Annotated in this window: 15 protein-coding genes and 1 pseudogene; 14 read left to right on the forward strand and 2 right to left on the reverse strand. The window is 47.8% G+C overall.

Annotated features, from left to right (window positions below):
* Positions 1 to 90 precede the first annotated feature (90 nt).
* Positions 91 to 1284 carry a S8 family peptidase gene (locus IEY24_RS24965; RefSeq protein ID WP_188937506.1) on the forward strand — a complete coding sequence of 398 codons (1194 nt, stop codon included), beginning with the start codon at positions 91 to 93 and terminating at the stop codon, positions 1282 to 1284.
* Positions 1285 to 1476: 192 nt separating this feature from the next.
* On the opposite strand, the pseudogene IEY24_RS24970 reads toward IEY24_RS24965, so the two are convergent.
* Positions 1477 to 1854, reverse strand: a pseudogene (locus IEY24_RS24970) (aldo/keto reductase); the annotation flags it as partial.
* Between the two features lie 243 nt (positions 1855 to 2097).
* Positions 2098 to 2952 (reverse strand): AraC family transcriptional regulator, encoded by an 855-nt coding sequence (locus tag IEY24_RS24975; RefSeq protein WP_188937512.1) that lies wholly within the window; start codon positions 2950 to 2952, stop codon positions 2098 to 2100.
* A gap of 266 nt (positions 2953 to 3218) precedes the next feature.
* On the opposite strand from IEY24_RS24975, the gene IEY24_RS24980 reads away from it, so the two are divergent.
* From IEY24_RS24980 to IEY24_RS25035, 13 genes are all read left to right on the forward strand, one after another.
* The gene (locus tag IEY24_RS24980) at positions 3219 to 5540 is read left to right on the forward strand and encodes a PSD1 and planctomycete cytochrome C domain-containing protein (protein ID WP_188937514.1); all 2322 of its coding nucleotides are present in this window, start codon (positions 3219 to 3221) and stop codon (positions 5538 to 5540) included.
* A 61-nt stretch (positions 5541 to 5601) separates the two neighbouring features.
* The gene (locus IEY24_RS24985; RefSeq protein ID WP_188937516.1) at positions 5602 to 6570 is read left to right on the forward strand and encodes a phytanoyl-CoA dioxygenase family protein; all 969 of its coding nucleotides are present in this window, start codon (positions 5602 to 5604) and stop codon (positions 6568 to 6570) included.
* A 47-nt stretch (positions 6571 to 6617) separates the two neighbouring features.
* A complete protein-coding gene (locus IEY24_RS24990) occupies positions 6618 to 9107 on the forward strand; it encodes a M43 family zinc metalloprotease (protein WP_188937519.1) in 2490 nt (829 codons plus the stop codon).
* A 342-nt stretch (positions 9108 to 9449) separates the two neighbouring features.
* A complete protein-coding gene (locus IEY24_RS24995; RefSeq protein WP_188937522.1) occupies positions 9450 to 12515 on the forward strand; it encodes a SusC/RagA family TonB-linked outer membrane protein in 3066 nt (1021 codons plus the stop codon).
* 10 nt (positions 12516 to 12525) lie between these two features.
* A complete protein-coding gene (locus IEY24_RS25000) occupies positions 12526 to 14055 on the forward strand; it encodes a RagB/SusD family nutrient uptake outer membrane protein (RefSeq protein WP_188937527.1) in 1530 nt (509 codons plus the stop codon).
* Between the two features lie 124 nt (positions 14056 to 14179).
* Complete coding sequence (locus IEY24_RS25005; protein WP_188937528.1) at positions 14180 to 15580, forward strand: aryl-sulfate sulfotransferase; 1401 nt, start codon at positions 14180 to 14182, stop codon at positions 15578 to 15580.
* Between the two features lie 3 nt (positions 15581 to 15583).
* Positions 15584 to 16786 (forward strand): chromate efflux transporter, encoded by a 1203-nt coding sequence (gene chrA / locus IEY24_RS25010; protein WP_188937530.1) that lies wholly within the window; start codon positions 15584 to 15586, stop codon positions 16784 to 16786.
* A gap of 17 nt (positions 16787 to 16803) precedes the next feature.
* A complete protein-coding gene (locus IEY24_RS25015; RefSeq protein WP_262892435.1) occupies positions 16804 to 17796 on the forward strand; it encodes a sulfotransferase family protein in 993 nt (330 codons plus the stop codon).
* 33 nt (positions 17797 to 17829) lie between these two features.
* Complete coding sequence (gene cysQ / locus IEY24_RS25020) at positions 17830 to 18618, forward strand: 3'(2'),5'-bisphosphate nucleotidase CysQ (protein ID WP_188937534.1); 789 nt, start codon at positions 17830 to 17832, stop codon at positions 18616 to 18618.
* Positions 18605 to 19147, forward strand: coding sequence for an adenylyl-sulfate kinase (gene cysC, locus IEY24_RS25025; RefSeq protein ID WP_188937535.1), 543 nt, complete (start codon positions 18605 to 18607; stop codon positions 19145 to 19147). Before cysQ ends, cysC begins: the two co-directional genes overlap by 14 nt.
* 32 nt (positions 19148 to 19179) lie before the next feature.
* Entirely contained in the window at positions 19180 to 19869 is a 690-nt protein-coding gene (locus tag IEY24_RS32845) for a hypothetical protein (RefSeq protein WP_229223106.1), read from the forward strand.
* The gene (locus IEY24_RS32850) at positions 19870 to 21102 is read left to right on the forward strand and encodes a glycoside hydrolase family 92 protein (protein ID WP_262892442.1); all 1233 of its coding nucleotides are present in this window, start codon (positions 19870 to 19872) and stop codon (positions 21100 to 21102) included.
* Between the two features lie 120 nt (positions 21103 to 21222).
* Positions 21223 to 21795 carry a TetR/AcrR family transcriptional regulator gene (locus IEY24_RS25035; RefSeq protein WP_188937536.1) on the forward strand — a complete coding sequence of 191 codons (573 nt, stop codon included), beginning with the start codon at positions 21223 to 21225 and terminating at the stop codon, positions 21793 to 21795.
* Positions 21796 to 21852: the final 57 nt, after the last annotated feature.

Consider the following 21852-nt stretch of genomic DNA (forward strand, 5'->3'; position numbering starts at 1 on the left):
TTACTATCTGAAATAAACCAACTTCGACACGCATGGTATAAATGTACGTTTCTACTGGAATTTGATTTTTAACCTGATCCGTACATTTACATGTTGCGATACCTGTCTTTATCAGCCACTAATATTGTTCTGTTCGGTTTTGCGCTTTTAGGGTGTCAGACCGACGATGACTTGGAGCCTGAATATTCTGCGGATTGCCTGGTGGCAGCCTCTGCGAATAGCGGTCAGGTCGTTGCCGGGGCTTATATTGTCACTTACCAACCCGCACAAACATTACCGAAATCGGCCACTGCCCGGTTAGCCGCAGCGGAATCAATCGCCGAGCAGTTTTTAAATGGCAAAGAAATAGCCAATGCACAGGCAGAGGTGCTTGTAGCAGGCGACCAAACCACATTCCTGGCGCATTTGACAGAGGCGGAGTCAAAGACGCTGAAACAGGATCCGGCTGTAACGATTGTGGAACCGGACAGGATCATGTCTGTTTGTAGCTGTGTCGACCTCGCCAATACATCCACTCTGACCTGGAATGTCTCTCAAACAGGATACGGCCGCGGGGATTTGCAGACAACCAAAACCGCCTGGATCATCGATACCGGTATTGATCTTGACCACCCGGATTTGAATGTAGACGCCGGGCGTAGCAGATCGTTTATCAGCGGACAAACCTCTGCGGACGATGAAAATGGCCACGGCACGCACGTAGCGGGAATAATCGGTGCTGTCAATAATACCATTGGCATTACAGGAATAGCTTCCGGAGCCACGCTGGTTGCACTGCGGGTTTTAGACGATGAGGGAGAGGGCAGACTTTCGGGGATTATTCAGGCAGTGAACTATGTGATACAGAATGGTCATGCGGGCGATGTCGTTAATCTGAGCCTGGGCGGGGAAGGTATATCCACGACGCTTGAACGGACGATTATTCAGGCGGCCAATGGCGGTATATTGTTTGCGATCGCGGCCGGAAATGATGGTAAGGATGTCGTAAATTATTCTCCAGCGCGGGTTAACCATGCCAATGTTTTTACGGTTTCGGCAATGGATCAGAACAACCGTTTTGCATCTTTTTCAAATTACGGAAGCAGTGTTGATATCTGTGCATATGGTGTGCGCATCAGATCGACGTATTCGGGTGGGCGTTATGCCACTTTGAGCGGTACTTCTATGGCTGCCCCGCACGTTGCGGGTTTTTTGCTGATACGAGGCGCCAACTTGCCAACGCACGGCACGGTATCGGGCGACCGTGATGCTGTATCAGATCCCATGTTAGGAGCGATCCAGTAAATTTTAATCGGATACATAAAGTCCAAGCGGGGAAGATTTTTGATTCCTCCCTGCTTGGACTTGTTGCGTACTATGAGCTCGCTAATGATGGCTTGCTGATCCCCGGATTCTCATTTTGATGTAACTGGGGTTTTTGATGACTTTCGCCACGAATGCCGCCATGCTTTTTCTTGAAATGGCTGTACCCAGCCTGATACCTAACTCTTCCCGTAGCGGGATAATTTCATCTTCCGGCTTGCGGAACCAGAGTGAATATTCATTTTGCAGCGCGGAAACGGGTTGCACGGCATGGGCCTTGCGGATCGTGTTAGCGCCTGCTTCCGACAGTCCGAAATATTTCACTTTTCCTTCTGTGATCAGGTCTTTGACAGTACCTGCTACATCTTCGATAGGTACATTCGGGTCGACACGATGCTGATATAACAGATCAATGTAATCTGTCCCCAACCGTTTGAGGCTTCCTTCGACCGCCGTGTCGAAAAAAGTGATTCCTTTCTCGACAGCTGCCCGTAGTAGGGAGATGGAGTCTTCTTTACTGATACTGTGACCGTATGAAAAACTCAAACCCATACGCCCCAAACCTATCGCAGATACCTCTAATCCGTTGCTACCTAATTTTCAAGTTTTCATATTGATGCTTGTCATTCTGTTAATGCCTTTCAAATTCCAAATTGATAACACAAATTTCAGGCTTATCCCGCAGATGGGACTTACATAGATTACGGGTATGTCTACCAATATTGCCGGCACGGCAATATTTTCAATCAAAACGGCTTAGCGCTATGGAAGCGCCCTGATGAGAATTTAATGATGCTATCTTGTTTTGGGCTGCTTCAATTTCCCGCGGTATTTTTGACGGAACATTTTAGGCGCGCTGCCTTTACATTTCTTAAACGCACGGTTGAAATAGCTGAGGCTTTCAAATCCGGATTCAAATGCCACCAGGTTGATGGGGTGTTCCGTGGCGGCCAGCAGCTGTGCAGCCGCTTCCATTCTGTAATGTAAGACGATATCAAAAAGGGTCTTACCTGTCATTTTTTTGAAATATCGACAGAACGACGTAGGCGTCAATCCAACCAATTCTGCCACAGTTTCCAGTTCGATCTGTTCCCGGAAGTGATTAATGATATAGCCGAATACCAAATTAAATCGCTGGTGGTCCTCATAAACAGCGTAGGTGGCAGTCAAGGTCCGATGGGGTGATTCGGACAGCCGCAGTAAGAGATTCAGTAATTGGGGTATCCGGTATGCGGGGGCAACTTCATCAAATTTACCGAACAGGTCTTCTACCTGTGAGGCATGGAAGACAATTCCTCCTTTCGAAAAATCCAATAACCGCATCACTCCCTCAAATTCTGGCCATTTAGTTAAATTTTGATTCCACAATTCGCCATTGAACTGTATGACATAAGCTTCTACATCCCTGCCGTCTTCTTCGGGGTGATTGATCCAGCAGTGTGCCAGGTCAGGTCCGAGGAGCACGCAATCACCGGGGCCGAATGGCTCAACCCCCATTCCTACATATCTCATCCCGCTACCGCTTTTGATATAAGTTACTTCGTATTCCGGGTGAAAGTGAAATGGAGCATCAAATACAGGGAGAGTTATCCTTTTGTAAATCAAAGATTCACCGCTCCCAGCTCTGACATGTTCGAAAACCGCCTTCATTTATCGCAATTGATAAGATTTGTTATAAAAAAAGGCAATATAAGTCAAGTATTTGAAAAGCTAGAACAAACATAAGAAGAGGAGAAGCCCAAACTTTGCAAGAGTTTTCAGGGACAGGCTTTGGAGATTTTCAGAGACAGGCGGTCTTATTGTACATGTAGTAAACGGATGAATCAATCTAAAATGAAGGATATCAAGACACAGCCAGCCAGCTTCATAACTGACTGTTTTTTAAAATTGACTTATAGAGTCCTGCGATTCTCAATATGAAAAATTACGTTTCGCGGCTGATCGTATTGTCGGCCATAGTTGCCTTCTTCGCAGTTTCTTGTTTTCAAAAGACCGGAACGTCGAAAACCAGTTCTATCGGCGGATCTGTCAGTTACAACTTTGATATCCGCCCGATCCTGTCGGACAAATGCTTTGCATGCCATGGACCGGATGCTAAGAAACGCGAAGCCGGGCTACGGCTGGACGTATCCCAAAGCGCCTACGCGAAATTGAAGGACGGCAAGGGCGTCGCGATTTTCCCGGGCAAGCCTGAGCAGTCGGAAGTTTATAAAAGGATTACTTCGGTAGATTCGTCCTACCAAATGCCCACGCCGGAATCGCATTTGGGGCTTTTGAACGAAAATGAGATCGGTCTGGTGAAAAAGTGGATCGAGCAAGGCGCTAAATATGAAAAGCATTGGGCGTTTACCGCGCCCGCACTACCAGCTGTACCGGAAGTTTCTAAAGAAGATTGGCCCAAAAACGAGATAGACCATTTTGTATTACAAAAAATGGAAGGTGCAGGACTTACCCCTAACGAAGAAGCTGACAAGAGCCACCTGCTGAAAAGGGTATCGCTGGACATTACGGGCCTGCCGCCGACGGTCGAAATGCAAAAGAAGTTCGAGGCTCACGGAAGCGAAAAGGCTTATGAAAAAATAGTGGACGAGCTACTTAGCCAGAAGACCTATGGCGAGAAAATGGCGGTGCATTGGCTGGACGTAGCGCGCTATGCCGATTCCTACGGCTATCAGGACGACGAATACCGCACGCAGTGGCCCTGGCGCGACTGGTTGATCAGCGCATTCAACCGGAACATGCGTTATGACCAGTTCCTTACCTGGCAGATAGCGGGGGATTTGCTGCCGAATGCAAGCAAAGAGCAGATTTTGGCCACGGCATTTTTTCGGAACCATAAATACACGGAAGAGGCAGGCGTGATCCTGGAAGAATACCGGGTGGAATATAATATCGATAAGACCAAAACTTTCAGCACCGGCGTTTTAGGGCTTACCGTCGAATGTGCGCAATGCCACGATCATAAGTACGACCCTGTTTCGCAGGAAGATTATTACCGATTGTATGCGTTTTTCAACAATTCGAGGGAAGTCGGTTATGAAGGGTATAGCCAGCAGACGAAACCAGCGAAACAGCCGGTCATGAAAATTTCGGACCGGGAGGCCAGGACATTGTTGTCGTTTATCAACAAGCCGGACACAAGCGCGTTGATGGTTTCTGTGCTCGGTGACAGGGATACACTCAGGCCTACGTATATATTAAACCGTGGGGTGTACGATGCGCCCGGGCGGCGGGTGACAGCCTCGGCATTGCCGGCAGTTATGAAATTTGACACTGTCAAATTTTCACAGGACCGGCTGGGACTTGCCAAATGGACGACCAGTAAAAGTAATCCACTCACAGCCAGGGTTTTTGTAAACCAGGTCTGGCAGGAGTTCTTCGGGCGCGGTATTGTGAAAAGCAGCGGTGACTTTGGGATGCAGGGAGATCTGCCGACCAACCCGGCGCTGCTCGACTGGCTGGCCGTTGATTTTATGAACCATGGCTGGGATATCAAAAGGCTCGTGAAGCAAATCGTGACATCGGCAACCTACCGGCAGTCGGCCAAGGTTACCGACGAAAAACTCAAAGCTGACCCGGACAATATTTATTTATCACGTGGACCCAGGTATCGCATTCCAGCTGAATTGGTCCGTGACATGGTGCTCTCGACGAGTGGATTATTGAACCAAAAGGTCGGCGGGCCAAGTGTCAAACCCTACCAGCCTAAGGGATTATGGGAGGCAGCGTCCTCGGGTAGGGGCAGTTTGCGGATGTATCTGCAAGATAAGGGAGAGGCATTGTACCGAAGGGGAATGTACACTTTTATTAAACTCACAGTGCCGCCACCTTCCATGATTATCTTCGATGCGAGTAACCGCGACCATTGCGAGATTAAACGGTCCAAAACGAACACGCCATTGCAGGCATTGGTGATGCTCAACGACCCGACCGTCCTGGAAGCGTCAAGGGTGCTGGCTGAGCGGCTGACTTTAAAATCTACGGACGCAGAGGCCAACATTAAGGAGTCGTTCCAACGGATTGTCTGCCGATCTCCGACAGACAAAGAATTAAAATTGCTTACGGAATATTACAAAAACGAAGTTTCGATTTTTTCGAAGGATAAGAAACAGGCATTTAAGGTATTAAATGTGGGAGAATATCCTCACCAGGCTAAGGTGAATGAAAGCCGGGCCGCGGCGTTGATGCGGGTGATCAACACTTTATACAACATGGAGGAAACGATTACAAAATCGTAATAGCCAATACACATGGAACGCCAATTTTAGATTTTCGGATGAAACATTAAAGTGTTAAAAAATGGAAAACGACAAGGTAACATCGCCTGCTGACCTGGCGAATTTCAGCAACCCGATAGCCAGCATATTCGCGCAGCCCACAACCGCAGCCGAATGGGAGCAATATGTACTGACAGAAGATCAGCTCCATTCATTCCGGGAGAATGGGTATGTCGCGGGTATCCGGATCATGAGCGAGGAGCAGGTGGATCTGTTGAATACAGAGCTGGTAAGGTTGCAATCGGCAACCAGCGAGGAAAAGAAGTTGTTTTATCATTATGAGCGTAACGAATCCGAAGATCCCGACAAAGTACTTTTTCATGCGATTGGCGCCTGGCGGGTCACACCCGGTTTTCACGACCTGATCTGGGCCCCGGCGTATCGTATGGCAGCCTATCAGCTTTTAGGTCAGCCGTTCCGGCTTTTTCACGACCAGTTGTTTTGCAAACCGGCCAGGCATGGGGGCGTCGTAGCCTGGCATCAGGACTTTTCGTACTGGACTTTCACTAAACCCATGAATCACCTGACGTGCTGGATTGGTCTGGATGACGCCAGTGTCGAGAATGGTTGCCTCTACTACGTTCCCGGAAGCCATAAGTGGGGGTTACTGCCCATTACAGGACTTGCAGGCGATATGGAAGCAGTGAAGCAGGTGCTGGATGACGATCAGAAAGCTGTTTTTGAGAAGAAAGTAGCTAACGAATTGAAAAAGGGCTACGCAAGTTTTCACCATCCGCTCACCATGCACGGCTCCTACGCCAACTATTCCGAGCGGTCGCGCAGGGCAGTGGTCATTAATGCAATGGGGCACGAAACATTAGGGAATACTGCCGGTTATGAGCGCCTGGATGCGTTGGCGGCTTTTCCCGCGATGGAGCAGGACCAGGTACTTGATGGCCGGTTTTTTCCTGTATTGTTTGATGACAGTGACCCTGAATTGAAAGACTTGCTCAGCAGAATTCCGGTGCAATTTCAGAATTCCGTGAAATAACCCTCCCGTTGCGTTAGAAATTGTTTATTTCAACTAACTGGTTAATAATGAAGCTAATTTTATTGATTTGCGCCTTTTTGGTGAGCATAGGTGCTTTTTGTCAGGTTTCCAACGAACCTGTTTCGCAAACTGCAAACGGCTTTTGCGGGTACAAGCCCGACTCGGTCCTTGAAAATCAAATCAGGTTTCTGATACGGCAACGCTTGAAGCAAAAGTCTGACGGCGCCAACCTCCGTACCAACGATCTGTACCGGATTCCGGTAGTTGTCCACGTGATCGAACCCAGCACAGCATCGTCGTTGATTACTGACGCACAGATTGATGGCATTATCACCAATCTCAACGACGCTTACCGCGGGCAGGGGTATTACCTCGGAAGCCCGGATGTGGACATAGCGTTTGAGCTGGCAAAATATGGGCCCGACTGCTCTGCATATCCGGCGGGCGCAATTACCCGGTTTGATGCGTCTGGAAACGCGACCTATGTATCCAAAGGGGTTTTCAACCAGGGGGTGACCTGGGGACAGGTGCAAAGCTGGGTTACCTGGGACAAGGACCTTTACCTTAACGTCTGGATCGTCAACCGCCTTGACAATGGAGCGTCCGGTGTTGGAGGGCCAGCCGAGGGGTTTATCGGGGTGGCCGGGGAAATGAGCGGAGGGCACGATTACGTAACACCGCATGAGGTGGGCCACTATCTGGGCCTCGCACACCCGTTCCCTTCCCGGAGTGAATGCGGATGTGGCGACGGCGATGGCCTTGCCGATACTCCTCCGTTAATTTCATATGGAATTGGAAGTAATTGCGACCATAATTGGGGATGTTCGGATGCCGCCATGGCATTAATAAACCCATGCACGAACACCCCTTATGGGAATATTCAGAAGAACATCATGAACTACCTTGGTGGCGGCTGCGACAAATTGTTTACCAATGACCAGGTGAATGCGATGCGCGCGACGCTGGAAACCTATCACGCGACTTTGCTTACCTCGCCTATGTTAGCGCCCTCGGCCCCAACAGCGGCAGCAATCATCTCAGGGCCAGACGAGTACTGTACATTGGATGGTTTCCCGACCACCAGGGTTAGCTGTATTTGCAGCGAAGTATCCTCGATCACCCGTAACGGCTCCGTTATCAATGAGTCGGGATTGGGGACTAAACCACTGCCCGGCGCAGGTAGCTCCACCGTTTGGAACTATACGCTGACCTGTGCAAACGGTTTGACGGCTTCAAAATCCATTACCTTTTATAATCCCGGTATCAGGAATGTCGTGACCTCCTGCTCTTCCGAAGATAGCTGGCAGGTGCAGTTCGAGAATCCGCGGAATTATCTGGTAACCTCTTCTGCGGGTACAGTTGCGGGAAACACCATTACGGGTATTCCGAATACAGAAGAGGCGATCATCAACATTGAGGATGGAGACGGCTGCGGCAATTCGGTTACATTGGCTATTCCTTGCTGCGCGCAGAAGGTAACCCCCGCAGCGCAATGTTCACCAACGGCATCGAACGGGCTAAGTGTCTATTTTGGCCTTACAAACTTCACCTTCGGGACCATCAACAAAAATTCGGGCAATTCGCAGGAAGATGGTGCCAATTATGTGGACCGCACCTGTACCGACGTTTCGGTTATGAACTCGGGCCATTCATATCCGGTCTCGATCCGGGGAAACTACACTAATTCACACCGTGTAAAGGTTTATATCGATTACAACAACGACGGGATTTTTACCACTGGCGTAGCCAACAATGAGCTGGCGTTCCAGGGGACGACACCCGGCGGGAATGACAACTTCATATCGGGCAGTATCGCAATGCCGTTAACCGCATTACGCAATATTCCATTGCGTGTCAGAGTGCTGGCCGACCCTGCTTCGACCTCAGATGCCTGTACGATCATAGGGTACAATACCGGCCGTACGCTGGTCAATTACGGCTCAGGCCAGATTGAAGACTTTTCTATTACAATACAGGACCCTTTGCCCGTAACCCTGATCAGCTTTGACGGCAAGCCCGATGCGGAAGGCATTAAATTAACATGGGAGACGGCCCAGGAAGAGCAGAACAAGGGATTTAAGATCGAGCGGAGCCTGGATGGGCTGCGTTTCGAGACCAAGGGACTTGTGACAGGCGGCAATACAACGTTGGTCAAATCGAAGTACACATTCCTTGATTCGGATGTACAACAGCACTTGCGTTATTATTACCGGCTCAGGCAGCTCGATTTTGATGGAAAATTCACTTTTTCGAGGATCATAAATGTGGTCAGTAGCAAGGACCTTGCCCCGTTCTACGTGTTCCCAAACCCGATTGTCGGGCAGGAATTCCGTATAGCAATGCAAAGCCCTGCGGACTACGATCTTTCTTTCATAGCATTAAACGGAACGCAATTGCTTGTCAGCAAGGAACTTTCCGAGGCGCCGGCAGGCTGGGTGATAAAGGGAAAATCGGAAATCCTGCCGGGACTTTATACCATCAAAATCCGGAATAAGGTCAACAATCAGGTTCACTACTTAAAGGCGATGGTAAGGTGAGGGGACCGTAATTTCTCATTCACCCGGGCTCTTTTGTCGGAAGTCCGGGTAGCATCTTGTGAGCACCACACATCAAACGCAACGTTGTCGGTAAGCGGCAAGTTGGCTTACGAAATGGCCTGAAAAGTTAAAAAATATTTTTCTTTCCCCTTTTGCAGTAAAATTTTCTTCTAAAGGTTCAAAGATCAGGAATATTTAATTTGGCGTGTGTACGAGCACATATATTTGATATATTTGTTTGCATCCTTTAAAGTACTTGCTATCAGTTACTTAGTGGCTGTGTTCCTCTCGTGTTGGCAATGCTTTATAAAACAATCAGTAATAACCCTAAACATAGTTTAAATGACACCTAGACTTTTATTTACACTCATTTTTGTTTCACTATTTTTATCTGTACCCGGCTATTCTCAGCAGGCGACGGTTGCGTCGGGTGACGCACGCCGTGTGTCGGGAACGGTTTCAGATATAAAGGGAGGTGGAATTCCCGGTGCAAATGTTTCTGTCGTAGGAACTACCACCGGCGTAATTACCGACGCAAAGGGAATGTTTTCTGTGGATGTACCCAACAGTCAGGCGGTACTTCGCTTTTCATTTATTGGCTACAAGACCACCGAGGTTACCGTTGGTAATAAGAATCAGTTTAGCATCACCATGGAAGAGGATTCCAGGACACTGGACCAATTGGTAGTGGTGGGTTATGGTACACAGAAGAAAAAGGACCTGACAGGCGCCGTAAGCTCCATCGGTAATGAAAGCCTGAACCTCGGGGGTGCTACTTCCAACGTAGCGCAGGCGTTTCAGGGAAGAGCGGCAGGTGTGCAGGTGAGCCAGTCCAACTCCGCTCCCGGTGGCTCGACGGTCGTCCGTGTGCGAGGTGGAAATTCCATTTCCTCGACCAACGAACCGCTATATGTGGTAGACGGATTTCCTTCCGAAACTGGAAAAGAGATAAACCCGAACGATATCGATGATATTCAGATATTGAAAGACGCCTCGGCTACCGCCATATACGGGGCAAGGGGTGCGAACGGTGTTGTGATAATCACCACAAAACGAGGTAAGACGGGCAAGCCTACGGTGACTTTGGATAGCTACTATGGGATTCAAAAAGTAGCCAGCTCGTATGATAAAATGACTGGTTTACAGGCCATGCAAATCACCAATGCTAAAAATCAGGAGAGAGGTTTGCCCCCTACCTACACACCGACAGATCTGGCGAGCGGGACCAACACCGACTGGTTCAAGCTGGCCACCCGTGATGCAAAAGTACAGAGCTACAGTTTAACTGCCAGTGGTGGAAATGAGGATACCCGCGTGGCGCTTTCACTTAACTATTTCTCTCAGGACGGAGCGCTTAAAAATACCGATTATGACCGGTATTCTATCCGCTTAAACTTGGATAAACAATTTGGTAAACGCTTTAAAATGGGCGCGAATATGTACGGGGCGCATACTTTCTCTATGTACAAAAATTATGACGGTAACATTCAGCCATCCAATGTGATGTATGGAATCCTGTCTGCTTCGCCCGCAATAGCTGCCTACAATGCTGACGGGACATACGCTAGATTTCAGGGCCGCGATAACTCCATTGCTTGGTTGCTGGAACCCGTCAACCACCTTTATGGCAACAAGATCAATATCAACACATTTATAGAATATCAGTTTACCGATGCATTATCCTTCAAGGTGAATGCCGGTACGGAATACAACGCATCGAAGGAAGGCACTTATTTGCCGCGTACCCTTGTAGATGGGGAAAAAGTAAGGGGCCGTGCGACGGTCCAGGAAAATACGGCTGCCCGAAATCTTGTAGAAGGTTATTTTACCTATGTCAAAACCTTCGGGGCCCATTTTATTAATGCTGTTGCAGGAGTATCGATGCAAGACGATATCGTCGAAAACCATTTTTCGGCTGTTCAAAATTTTAGTACAGATGCGTTTCTTTACAATAATCTTGGAGCCGGTACGCAACGCGTGCTCTCAACAAGCTCCAAAACAAATACTAAAATTGCTTCCGCCTACGGACGTATTAACTACGCATTTAAAGATAAATACCTGGCCACCTTTACTATCCGGAGAGACGGATCGTCCCGCTTCGGACCAAACAACCGCTACGGTTACTTCCCATCCGGTTCAGTCGCCTGGCGTCTCGGTGATGAAGATTTCGTAAAGAATCTGAATGTGTTCTCTGACTTAAAACTAAGAGCGAGCTACGGGGTCACAGGTAACGACCGCATCGGGGATTACGCGTACATGACTACGTTTTCCCCCGTTAACGTAACATTGGACGGTAATAATTCTTACGGCGGAACAGCCGCCAGTCGTTTGCCCAACCCTGACCTTAAATGGGAAAGTACAGCCCAGCTTGACATTGGTGCGGATGTTGCCTTCGGTAATGGGCGTATTTCTGCAACTTTCGACTACTATCGTAAAAAAACGAAGGACCTGCTGTTGAATATTCCGGTTGGCGACTGGTGGGGTTTCACTACCCAGATCGTGAACGCAGGTTCTATTCAAAACAGTGGTCTTGAACTTTCTCTTAATACCCAAAATATTGCAAAAGGGAGTTTCAGATGGAAATCTTCGTTCAATATCGGCTACAACAAGCAAAAAGTACTGAATCTGGGTGGTCGTCCGTATATTATCACCCAAACAGCCAATCCTTACGGTGGTAGGGCTATTGACTTCACCAAACTGGAAAAGGGCCAGGAACTCAGCAGCTTTTTCGGATATAAGTACGCGGGGGTGATCAAAACAGGCGAAACCTATACGCCGCAACCCGGCGCACCAGCCGGCAGCCCGAAATATGTGGACGTCAACAATGATGGCAAACTCGATGCAAATGATCGCGCTTACCTCGGGAATGCTAACCCACATTATATTTATGGTATTGGAAATGAGTTCAGATATAAAAATTTCGATCTGAATATATTCATGCAAGGTGCCCTGGGTTACAGTCTTTTCAACGGTAACGGATTAGTTCTTGAATCCGGTTATGGAACGGCCGCTTTAAACAGATGGACGCCGGACAACCAGAACACGGACATTCCACGCGATGGCTATGCAACCACTTCATATGGAAGCTATATCAATGACCGCTTTGTAGAGGATGCTTCGTTCCTGCGTTGCAAAATGATCACTTTGGGTTATAATCTCCCGATTGGCACAGCTAAAAAACTCAATGTAAGAGTGTACGGAACTATTCAAAATCTCTTCACCATAACCAATTATACCGGAACCGACCCAGAATCAAACACCAGGGCTTCCAATTCAGGTACGGCAGCCATTGGAGGAACTCCTCCCTCTGCGGTCTCAACCGCTGCTATCAACCTTGCTTCTGGGCTGGATTATACGGCGTTCCCTTCTTACCGTTCCTATACCCTTGGTTTAAAAATTAACTTTTAATATTCTGACAATGAAATATATATCAATCATATCGCTGCTCCTATTGTGCCTTGCAGTATCCTGTGAAGGGCTGATTGAACCCAAAGTGTATAGCATCCTCACCGACGCCAACGCTTTCCAATCGAAAGACGATGCCATTGCGGCAGTCAATGCAGCGTATTCGAGGCTGAAACAGCCCAGCGGAACGAATGATTCGTGGATGTATTATGCTGGTTTTCAGGTAACGATTACTGACCTCACAACCGATGTCGGGCACGCAGCGTCTGGCGGAGACGTTGGCCTCATGTCCGAGTCCAACTGGGGGCCGGGCAATACCTACCTGGCTTATGCCTGGCAACACCAGTTTAAGCTCGTTTCCGACGTAAATAATGCGCTTTATTATATCCCGAAAATCGCTTCATTGAAGGATGCCGAAAAGACGCAATTTCTAAGCGAGCTAAAATTCTTGCGGTCGCTAGGATATTTTGACTTGACAAATGCATTCGGTCCCGTGCCTTTGATGACGGAAGATTCCGTAGCCAAAAGCGTACAAAGTCCCGACTATGGAGCTCATACCCCCCCAACGGAATTATCAAAAATCAACGAACAGGTCATAGCCGACCTGGAATATGCCGCAAAAAATTTACCGGCGAATTACAGAAGCAACGCGATTTACCCAACCAATGATGTTGGCAGAGCCACAAAGGGTTCGGCGCTGGCATTACTTTGCAAATTGTATATGCGTGAAAAACAGTGGCAAAAAGTGGTTGAGGTTTCCCAGCAGATCATGGACCTGAAACAGTACGCTCTTTACCCTACCTATTCGGGACTTTTTGAAGAAAATAACAAATGGTGTTCCGAAAATATTTTTAGCGCGCTGTCCAACAATCTCGTGGATGGCACCGAAATGATGAACCATTTTGGGCCCATCAACAATAAGCAGGTAACCGACAGGTGGCAGTATTTCGCGATCACGTGGTATTTCTGGAATACATTTGAAAAGAATGACGATCGTCGCGAAATGTTCTTTTATGACTATATCGGCAGTGACGGCCTGCATTATGTACAACCTCCCGCCGGGCAAACCAACCCACCCGCCGGTTATTATTATCTGCCGAACGTGGCGTCGAAAAAATATGCGGACCCCAAAGGGTCAACCACTTACCTGGACGGGCATGTATTCCCGATCATCCGTTATGCGGATATCCTGATGTCCCGCGCCGAAGCTTTGAATGAGTTGAATGGACCCAATGCGGAAAGTATTCAGTTGATCAATCAGGTAAAAGCACGCTCGAAAGCGACATTGCTGGGCGCTGCCGGTACATTCACGAAAGACGGATTGCGTGATCAGATCCTGAAAGAGCGTGGCTGGGAGTTCTTCTTCGAATGCAAACGGCGCGAGGATTTGATCCGTATGGGGAAATATCAATCAGTGGTGAACACCTATCTCTCCTCCATCGGAAAGGCTCCACGTATTGATATCAACAAGCATAAGTATTTTCCCTATCCACAAACACAGGTAGACCTCAACCCAAGCCTAAGCAATAGCGACAGGCAATAACCCTTCAACCGCAGCGGCGGCCGCTGCGCTCAGGGTGACAAAAGATTGTCATGCTGAGCGCAGGGGGGCGCCCGGCGGTCGAAGCACTTTACTATATTTACGCAGACCCACGTCTCTCTTATTTATGAAATGCATTTTCCTCAACTTTCTGATTTTCCTGGCTGGAATGTTCCTGACAGGTTGTGGTGGCTCGGGTATTGAAACGATCAGCCTGAGCGCGCCCGGCAGAAATACATTGAAAGTGAAAATTGATGTAAAAACAACTCATAAAAACAGTCTTCGCATCAACTATTGGACAAAAAGCGACTCGCTTACCAAATACACCACACCAAGTTCTCCCGAAGGTACTGAGCACGCCCTTGTACTTACCAATCTCCGTCCCAGCTCACAATACCTTTATCAGATCATCTCGACAAACGGGGGAGCGGAAACCAGCAGTAAAGTATACGATTTCAAAACGCCCGGTTATCCTGTCTGGATTCAGGATTTCTTCTGGGTGATCGCGCCCGATCCGGCGGTGTTACCACAGACATTCAAAGAAGGTTTTGTGCTCATCGCCCGCCGGGAAACCCCGGGGATTATTTTTATGCTGGATTCAAAGGGTGAGATCCGCTGGTATCATCAGGTGAACGGTACCGGATTTAAAACCACACATTTTACACACAACAAAACCATTTTATCCATTCTCGGAACCGAGGAATATCCGACGAGCTATGGAAATGAAATTCTCGAACTATCCATGACCGGCGATACGCTGCTGCATCTCAAAAAAGGTGAAGGCGATTTCAGAGAAACGGTACACCACGAAATTATCCTGAACCCGAAAAGTGAAATAGTAACGTTGAGCGTGCAGACGAGGATCATGGACCTTACCAGCGTGGGTGGGACGGCAAAAGACACTGTCAAAAGTGACGGAATCATTGTACTCGACAGAAAAGGGAAAAAAGTATGGAGCTGGTCGGTTTTTGACGTACTCGATCCATTGAAAGATCCGAAGATCATGCAGGAGAAGAAAGACTGGATGCATGCCAACAGCGTCAACTTCGATACCGACGGCAATTATCTGGTTTCATTTTACAACAATGGGCAGGTCTGGAAAATCGATGCCAAAACCGGGAAGGTAATCTGGAAATTTGGCAAGAAAGGCGATTTTGTGATCCCCGAGGAAGGTATTTTCGACCAGGGCCATGCGGTACATAAAAACGCAGAAGGAGATCTGATGCTTTTTGATAACGGTACCAGCCGCGAACAAACGCGTACGTTGACATTTAGACTCGACGAAAAAAGCAAAACAGCAGCCGTTACCCGACAAATCATTTTACCCAAAGAAATTTATACCGCCAGAATGGGCAGCGCTTATTTGGTAACAGGCGAAACCATCCTGCAATGCAGCTCCAAAACCAACACAGTAGTACTTACAAACAGAGAAGGACGGTTTTTGTGGATGCTCAAAAGCAGGATCATGCCTTATCGCGCCGAGTTTATCCCGGGCAATCTGGTTGCTCCCTATCTTGTGAACAAATAGCCTATGAAACCCAGCCTGATTTACCTTTTCCTGACATTCCTGAGGATAGGTGCGACGTCGTGGGGTGGATTTATGGCGCTCATTTCCATGATCCAGAAAAGAGTGGTAGAGAAAGACGGGCAGATTGAAAATGAGACTATCCTGGAAGGCATATCGCTGGCGTCGGTACTTCCCGGTCCAATGGCCGTAAATGTAGTATCATTTGTAGGCTACAAACTTGGCGGTGTTAAAGGCGCATTGATAAGCATCTTTGGAGTGCTGCTTCCCTCTTTTGTGCTCATGCTGGTGCTTTCTCATTTGTATTTAGCGTTTGGAGATATCCCGGCCATGAATCATTTTTTCGCGGGAATCCTTCCGGCTGTTGCGGCCGTGATTATCAGCGTTGCCGTTAGCATGGGTGAGAAAAGTATTAAAGGCTGGCCCCAGATATTGATTGCCATTGCCTCCGCATCGATTGCAGCATTTTCGAAGTCCTACCTTACCACTTTGGCGGTGTTGGTAGTGAGCGGTGTGATTGGTTATTTTTACTACGGACAAGCACCACCAGTGAAGACCATTCAGGCAAAAAAGAAAAAACAGCAGGAAACTCAGACTACTGAAACCCCGGGAAGAGCTATCGTCTATTCCATTATTCTCGTTACAGTGATTGCGGCACTCGTTTACTTTTACGAAGGACAAAACGTGATCGTCAATCTGCACCGGCAAATATTACTGACGTTCTCGACGATGAGCCTGACCCAGTTCGGCGGCGGCTACGTGATCATACCAACGATGCAGAAAGTGATAGTCGATGGCATGAAATGGCTTACCAACAAAGAGTTTGTGGATGCCATTGCCATGGGACAAATTACGCCCGGCCCGATCTTTATCAGCGCAACTTTTATCGGATACAAGCTCTCGGGATTTTGGGGCGCATTGAACGCAACCTTGTCGATTTTCCTTCCAACGGCGATCCTGACGATTATTTGTACCCGTTTTTTTAATCAGATCAGCAAATCGGCTGCATTGATTGCGGTTTTCAAAGGTTTGCGCCCGGCTATCATCGGGATGATCGTCTCCGCGGCTTATACGATGATGGCTAATAGCGGATTTACAGTTTTTACGGTGGTTGTTTTTGTCGTGGCCCAGCTTCTGGTTATGCGCTTTAAGGTAGATCCGGTGTACCTCATACCCGCAGCTGGAATTGCAGGATTATTGATTTTATAGCTATGGTTTGTGTTCAAATGATAGGGACCCAGCGGTCGGGTTCCAACCTGTTACGATTGATGTTAAATCAGCTGAAAGGAGTTTCCGCACCGCATCCGCCCCATATCCTGGAAAGGTTTATGCCTTTGCTCCCGGCATATGGCGATTTGGAAAACCCGGAGAATTTCGCCCGGTTGGTTGAAGATGTTTGTCTTCTGGTAGAATATAATCCCGTGCCCTGGCCAGGCATTCTCCTGGACCGGAAAGCGATTATTGAAAGAGTCGAACGTCCCACACTTCCCGAAATAACGCGGATCATTTATGAAATGAAGGCTGAGCATGAAGGTGCGGCGATCTGGATGTGCAAAAGCATGGCAAACATCCGGTACGCCGAAGAACTTGAAAAATATACCGAAAAGCCGCTGTATTTACATTTGTTCAGAGATGGGAGAGATGTAGCGTTGTCTTTTAAAAAGGCGATAGTCGGGGAAAAGCACATCTACCATATTGCCCGCCAATGGAAGCAGGAACAGGAGGCATCCATTAAGTTGAGAGAATCATTGGGTGCCGGGAGAGTGATACAGGTGCGGTATGAGGATTTACTTAGCCAGCCGCAAAGGGTGTTGAGCGAATTATGTAGTTTCATCGGTGCCGAGTATTCGGATGCAGCAATGGAATATTATCAATCTGATGAGTCGAAAGAAACGGCAAACTCCGGTTTGATGTGGCAGAATGTCGTGAAGCCGGTTTTGTCGGATAATCATAACAAATTCCTGAAAGAACTGAGCGAAGAGGACATTCTGATCTTTGAGCAAGTTGCGGGAGATACCCTTGAAAAACTAGGATACAAAAAGCATTTTCCGACAGAAAAGGAACGCGATTTTAGCGAGGAGGAAATTGCTTTATTTTCAGAGAGCAACCTGAAAATGAAGCAGGAAGTCAGGCGGCAGTTAAAACCGGAAGACCTGCTAAAAAGGAAGGCGCAAGAAGAATTACTGCGCTCGGTAAGCAGCCGGATGCCCGTTTTGTAATGGTTAAAAGTTGGGTTTTTGACAGGGTTAATAATGGATATTGATATAAACGAATTGCTGACTATTGCGAGGGAGGCCGGAGAGGCTATTCTGAGAATTTACAACGATCCTGCAAAATCAGATGCGGTAACGTATAAATCGGACCAATCGCCGCTGACACTGGCGGATGAAGCATCCAATGAGGTGATCACGAAACGACTAAAGGATTTCACACCGGACATTCCCGTTTTATCGGAGGAAGGACGGAATATTCCATTTGAAGAACGGAAGCATTGGGATTATTTCTGGTGTGTAGATCCGCTGGACGGGACGAAGGAATTTGTGAAAAGGAATGGAGAGTTCACGGTTAACATTGCATTGATCCACAAAAACAGGCCCATTTTGGGGGTGATTTTTGTGCCCGTTACCGATCTCATGTATTACGCAAGTGAAGCTGACGGCGCATGGAAAATTGATGCAAACGGCGTTAAAACTGCATTGGAAGTGGATAGAAGGGTTTCCGGCTGGACAGCAGTGGGCAGCCGTACGCACAGCGCTCCCGAAGAAGCGGAAATGCTGGCCAGATACCCGGTTGTGAAAAGCGTTTCAGTTGGAAGTTCCTTGAAATTTTGCCTGGTGGCAGAAGGAATAGCACAGATTTACTACCGGCTCGGGCCGACAATGGAATGGGATACCGCAGCCGGGCAGGCTATTTTAACGTATAGTGGGGGTAGTGTTACCACGCCGACGGGTGAACCGTTTTTGTATAATAAAGAATCACTTTTGAACGGAAGTTTCCTTTGTTTGGTCAATCAATCCGCATTTCTAAATGAGACAAAGTAACCTGGACCAGAACGGGCTTGTGATTTGGTTAGAGGGCTTGTCGGGTGCCGGCAAAAGCACCATAGCAACCGGTCTGGAAGAGAAACTGAATGCAAACGGGTTCTTTACTTTTGTAATGGACGGGGATTTGATCAGATCGAACATTAACAAAGACCTGACCTTTACGGAAGCTGATAGATCCGAAAATATCCGCAGGGTCCTGGAAATAAGCAAGATGCTCGTTCAGAAAAAAATCGTGGTTATCTGCTCCTTTATTACACCTCTGCAACGCCAACGCAATCGAAACCGCATCGAACTGGGAGAGAAATATTTTGAGGTTTTTGTCGACTGCCCGGTTGCGATCTGTGAATCCAGGGATGTTAAGGGTTTATATCAAAAAGCAAGGAATAACGAAATAGGCAATTTCACCGGCATCAATGCGGATTTTGAATCACCCACCAGCCCTGACCTGGTCCTGAATTCCGCCACCCAATCACCAGGGCAATGCATAGATCGATTATATGATTTCATTTTTCCGCACATTGTCTGAACAGGGTGAAAATTAGACTTAACCTGACCAAAATGAAAATATCATTTAAGAAAGCAACCGCCTTTTTCTTCGCCTCTTTTGTCACCTTTGGCGCGGATGCGCAGGATGTTTTAAAATATGTAAATCCGAATATCGGTACCGCGCATAGCAGATGGTTCTTTTTTACACCGGCGGCGGTGCCCGGAGGAATGGCTAAACTTGCCCCATCTACCAATGGTCACTATGGTAACGCGAGTGGCTGGGAGGCGGTAGGTTACGATGTCAGGCAAAATACGATCGAAGGGTTTGTACATTTTCATGAATGGCAAGTAGGTGGTGTAAGTTTTATGCCTACCACAGGTCCGTTGAAATTAAATCCCGGGGAGCTAGACAAGCCGGGAAGCGGTTACCGTTCAGCATTCTCCCGCAACAGCGAAGTCGCTCAGCCGGGCTATTATAAGGTGCTACTGGATGATTATCAGATCACCGCGGAACTTACTGCAACCCAAAGGGTCGGATTTCATCGCTACACTTTTCCAAAATCGGATCAGGCCCGCATCATCCTTGATATAGGGCAAACGCAAGGTGAAAGCGGCGCGGTAACCGGCAGTGCAGTCCATATGATCGATGATACCCATTTTGAAGGTCACGTTATTACCTATCCGACTTCAATGGGGCTTACCCCCAACATGGCGGGATGTCCGGGACACTGTCTGAACAGGAAAAGAAGTACGGTTTCATGAATACCGACGCTATATGGGGCGCTTTCTTATCCGGAATGGTACCAGAGGTTTGTAAATACACACCTGCGCATTTACAAGGACCGGGGATGGTTCGGGGACGGCATCGCCCACAGTGAATTCGTTTCCGGAGTGGGTACCAATTTTGTAGGCCTGGCCGTTGCTGCGGCTTACCAGCTGGGCCTGCGGGACTACGATGTAAACCTGGCCTATCAGGCTGTCCGGAAGAACGAGCTTGGCTGGGAAAACCGCTTGAAGGGGTCCGGGAAAATGGATACCAAAGTATTTCTCAAATTAGGCTACGTTCCGCAGGTCGAGAACGGGAGCAATTATGTATCGGATACAACGGGATCCAGTTTTTCGGCCTCCCATACGCTGGAATACAGTTTTAGTGCTTTTGCTGCCGCTCAAATGGCCAGGGGCCTGGGCAATACCGCCGATTATAAGATGTTCATGAATTATTCGAACGGGTGGCGAAAATTGCTTAATCCGGCCAATAAACTTATCCAGCCAAAGACGGAAATCGGCGAATTTATCAAGGATTTTGATCCGTACCAGGCATGGCGCGGCTTTCAGGAAGGCAATGCCAAGCAGTATACCTACTATGTTCCGCACAATCCCGCCGCGCTGATCGGTGCCTTGGGGAACGGGCAGTTTAATGAAACGCTCGACGGGATTTTTAACGACGCTCAGAAAAATGGTTTTGGCGGTGGAAAGTCCATCGATGCATTTGCAGGGATTAACGCGGTTTACAACCACGGTAACCAGCCCAGTTTGCACATTAGCTGGCTGTTTAATTTTTCGCGGCAACCCTGGCTGACGCAAAAATGGACACGCATGATCTGCGATCAATTTTATGGAACTGAACCCATTCACGGTTACGGATATGGCCAGGACGAAGATCAGGGCCAATTGGGATCGTGGTATGTTCTGGCGAGTCTGGGATTATTTGACGTCAAGGGGTTTACCGACCTGCGACCAATTGTCGAATTTGGAAGTCCGGCATTTGAGAAGGCAAGGATAAGTCTTGGCGATAAAAAAGTGTTGGTGATCGAAACAAAGAACAATTCAAAGGAGAATGTGTATGTTCAAAGCCTGACATTCAATGGGCGAAAGATTCAGAACTGCTGGCTGTACCGTGACGAATTGATGAAAGGAGGCAAGCTCGTTTTTACAATGGGTAACGAACCCAATAGGAGCTGGGGGACATCCGTACCCCCTCCGTCCGCACAATGAGGCGTTTAATGAATCAATAGATTTGCATAACATCGAGCTCAATGTGCTGCTCTAAAATAACTTTTGAGAAAAATATATAGACAAACTTGTCTATAATAATAACTGTTGTATCTTTGTGACATGACAAAGAAACTTGGACCGAGGGAGCGGATTCTGGAAACGGCTACGAGGCTGTTTCACAGCCAGGGATATAACAACACGGGGATCAATCAGATCCTTGCAGAGGCGAATGTGGCCAAGGCGAGTCTGTATCAGCATTTTGGGTCGAAGGATGAACTGGGTGTTGTTTACCTGAAAGAGGGCAGGGAAGAGTGGTTTTCAGGCATTGAGCAATGGACGAGTGCCAAAAAGGCTCCCGGGCAGAAGCTCACTGCTTGCTTTGATTTTTTGGAATATGCACTGCAAAAAGACAATTATCTGGGTTGCAAGTTCATTAATATCCTGTCGGAGGTAGGTGGCAATAGTCCGCTGATGTTTAAGGAGATTATCGAGCATAAGGCAAAGCTGAGGCAGTATATGAAGGGTTTTGTGGAGAAGGCATTGGAAGGCGATGGTGGCCTTGACGTCGATTTTGTGGGCGACTCGATCTACCTTTTGTATGAAGGGGCGATCGTAGAATCGAAAATTTACCGGGATACCTGGCCGGTAAAAAAGGCCAGGAAGATGGCAGAGGTGTTATTGAAAAGAATTTAAAATTTTTTTATCTAAAAATAGACAGACTGTTCTGTATAATAATTTAAATATAAAACA

It is taken from the genome of Dyadobacter endophyticus (genome assembly GCF_014641595.1).
GTDB lineage: Bacteria > Bacteroidota > Bacteroidia > Cytophagales > Spirosomataceae > Dyadobacter > Dyadobacter endophyticus.

Bases quoted from the DNA above. Each gene is read 5' to 3' on its own strand.
- IEY24_RS24980 (WP_188937514.1), top strand. From the start codon at position 3,219: ATGAAAAATTACGTTTCGCGGCTGATCGTATTGTCGGCCATAGTTGCC.
- IEY24_RS25000 (WP_188937527.1), top strand. From the start codon at position 12,526: ATGAAATATATATCAATCATATCGCTGCTCCTATTGTGCCTTGCAGTA.
- IEY24_RS32845 (WP_229223106.1), top strand. From the start codon at position 19,180: ATGAAAATATCATTTAAGAAAGCAACCGCCTTTTTCTTCGCCTCTTTT.
- IEY24_RS25015 (WP_262892435.1), top strand. From the start codon at position 16,804: ATGATAGGGACCCAGCGGTCGGGTTCCAACCTGTTACGATTGATGTTA.
- IEY24_RS25035 (WP_188937536.1), top strand. From the start codon at position 21,223: ATGACAAAGAAACTTGGACCGAGGGAGCGGATTCTGGAAACGGCTACG.
- cysC (WP_188937535.1), top strand. From the start codon at position 18,605: ATGAGACAAAGTAACCTGGACCAGAACGGGCTTGTGATTTGGTTAGAG.
- IEY24_RS25005 (WP_188937528.1), top strand. From the start codon at position 14,180: ATGAAATGCATTTTCCTCAACTTTCTGATTTTCCTGGCTGGAATGTTC.
- chrA (WP_188937530.1), top strand. From the start codon at position 15,584: ATGAAACCCAGCCTGATTTACCTTTTCCTGACATTCCTGAGGATAGGT.
- cysQ (WP_188937534.1), top strand. From the start codon at position 17,830: ATGGATATTGATATAAACGAATTGCTGACTATTGCGAGGGAGGCCGGA.
- IEY24_RS24995 (WP_188937522.1), top strand. From the start codon at position 9,450: ATGACACCTAGACTTTTATTTACACTCATTTTTGTTTCACTATTTTTA.
- IEY24_RS24975 (WP_188937512.1), bottom strand. From the start codon at position 2,952: ATGAAGGCGGTTTTCGAACATGTCAGAGCTGGGAGCGGTGAATCTTTG.
- IEY24_RS24965 (WP_188937506.1), top strand. From the start codon at position 91: ATGTTGCGATACCTGTCTTTATCAGCCACTAATATTGTTCTGTTCGGT.
- IEY24_RS24985 (WP_188937516.1), top strand. From the start codon at position 5,602: ATGGAAAACGACAAGGTAACATCGCCTGCTGACCTGGCGAATTTCAGC.
- IEY24_RS24990 (WP_188937519.1), top strand. From the start codon at position 6,618: ATGAAGCTAATTTTATTGATTTGCGCCTTTTTGGTGAGCATAGGTGCT.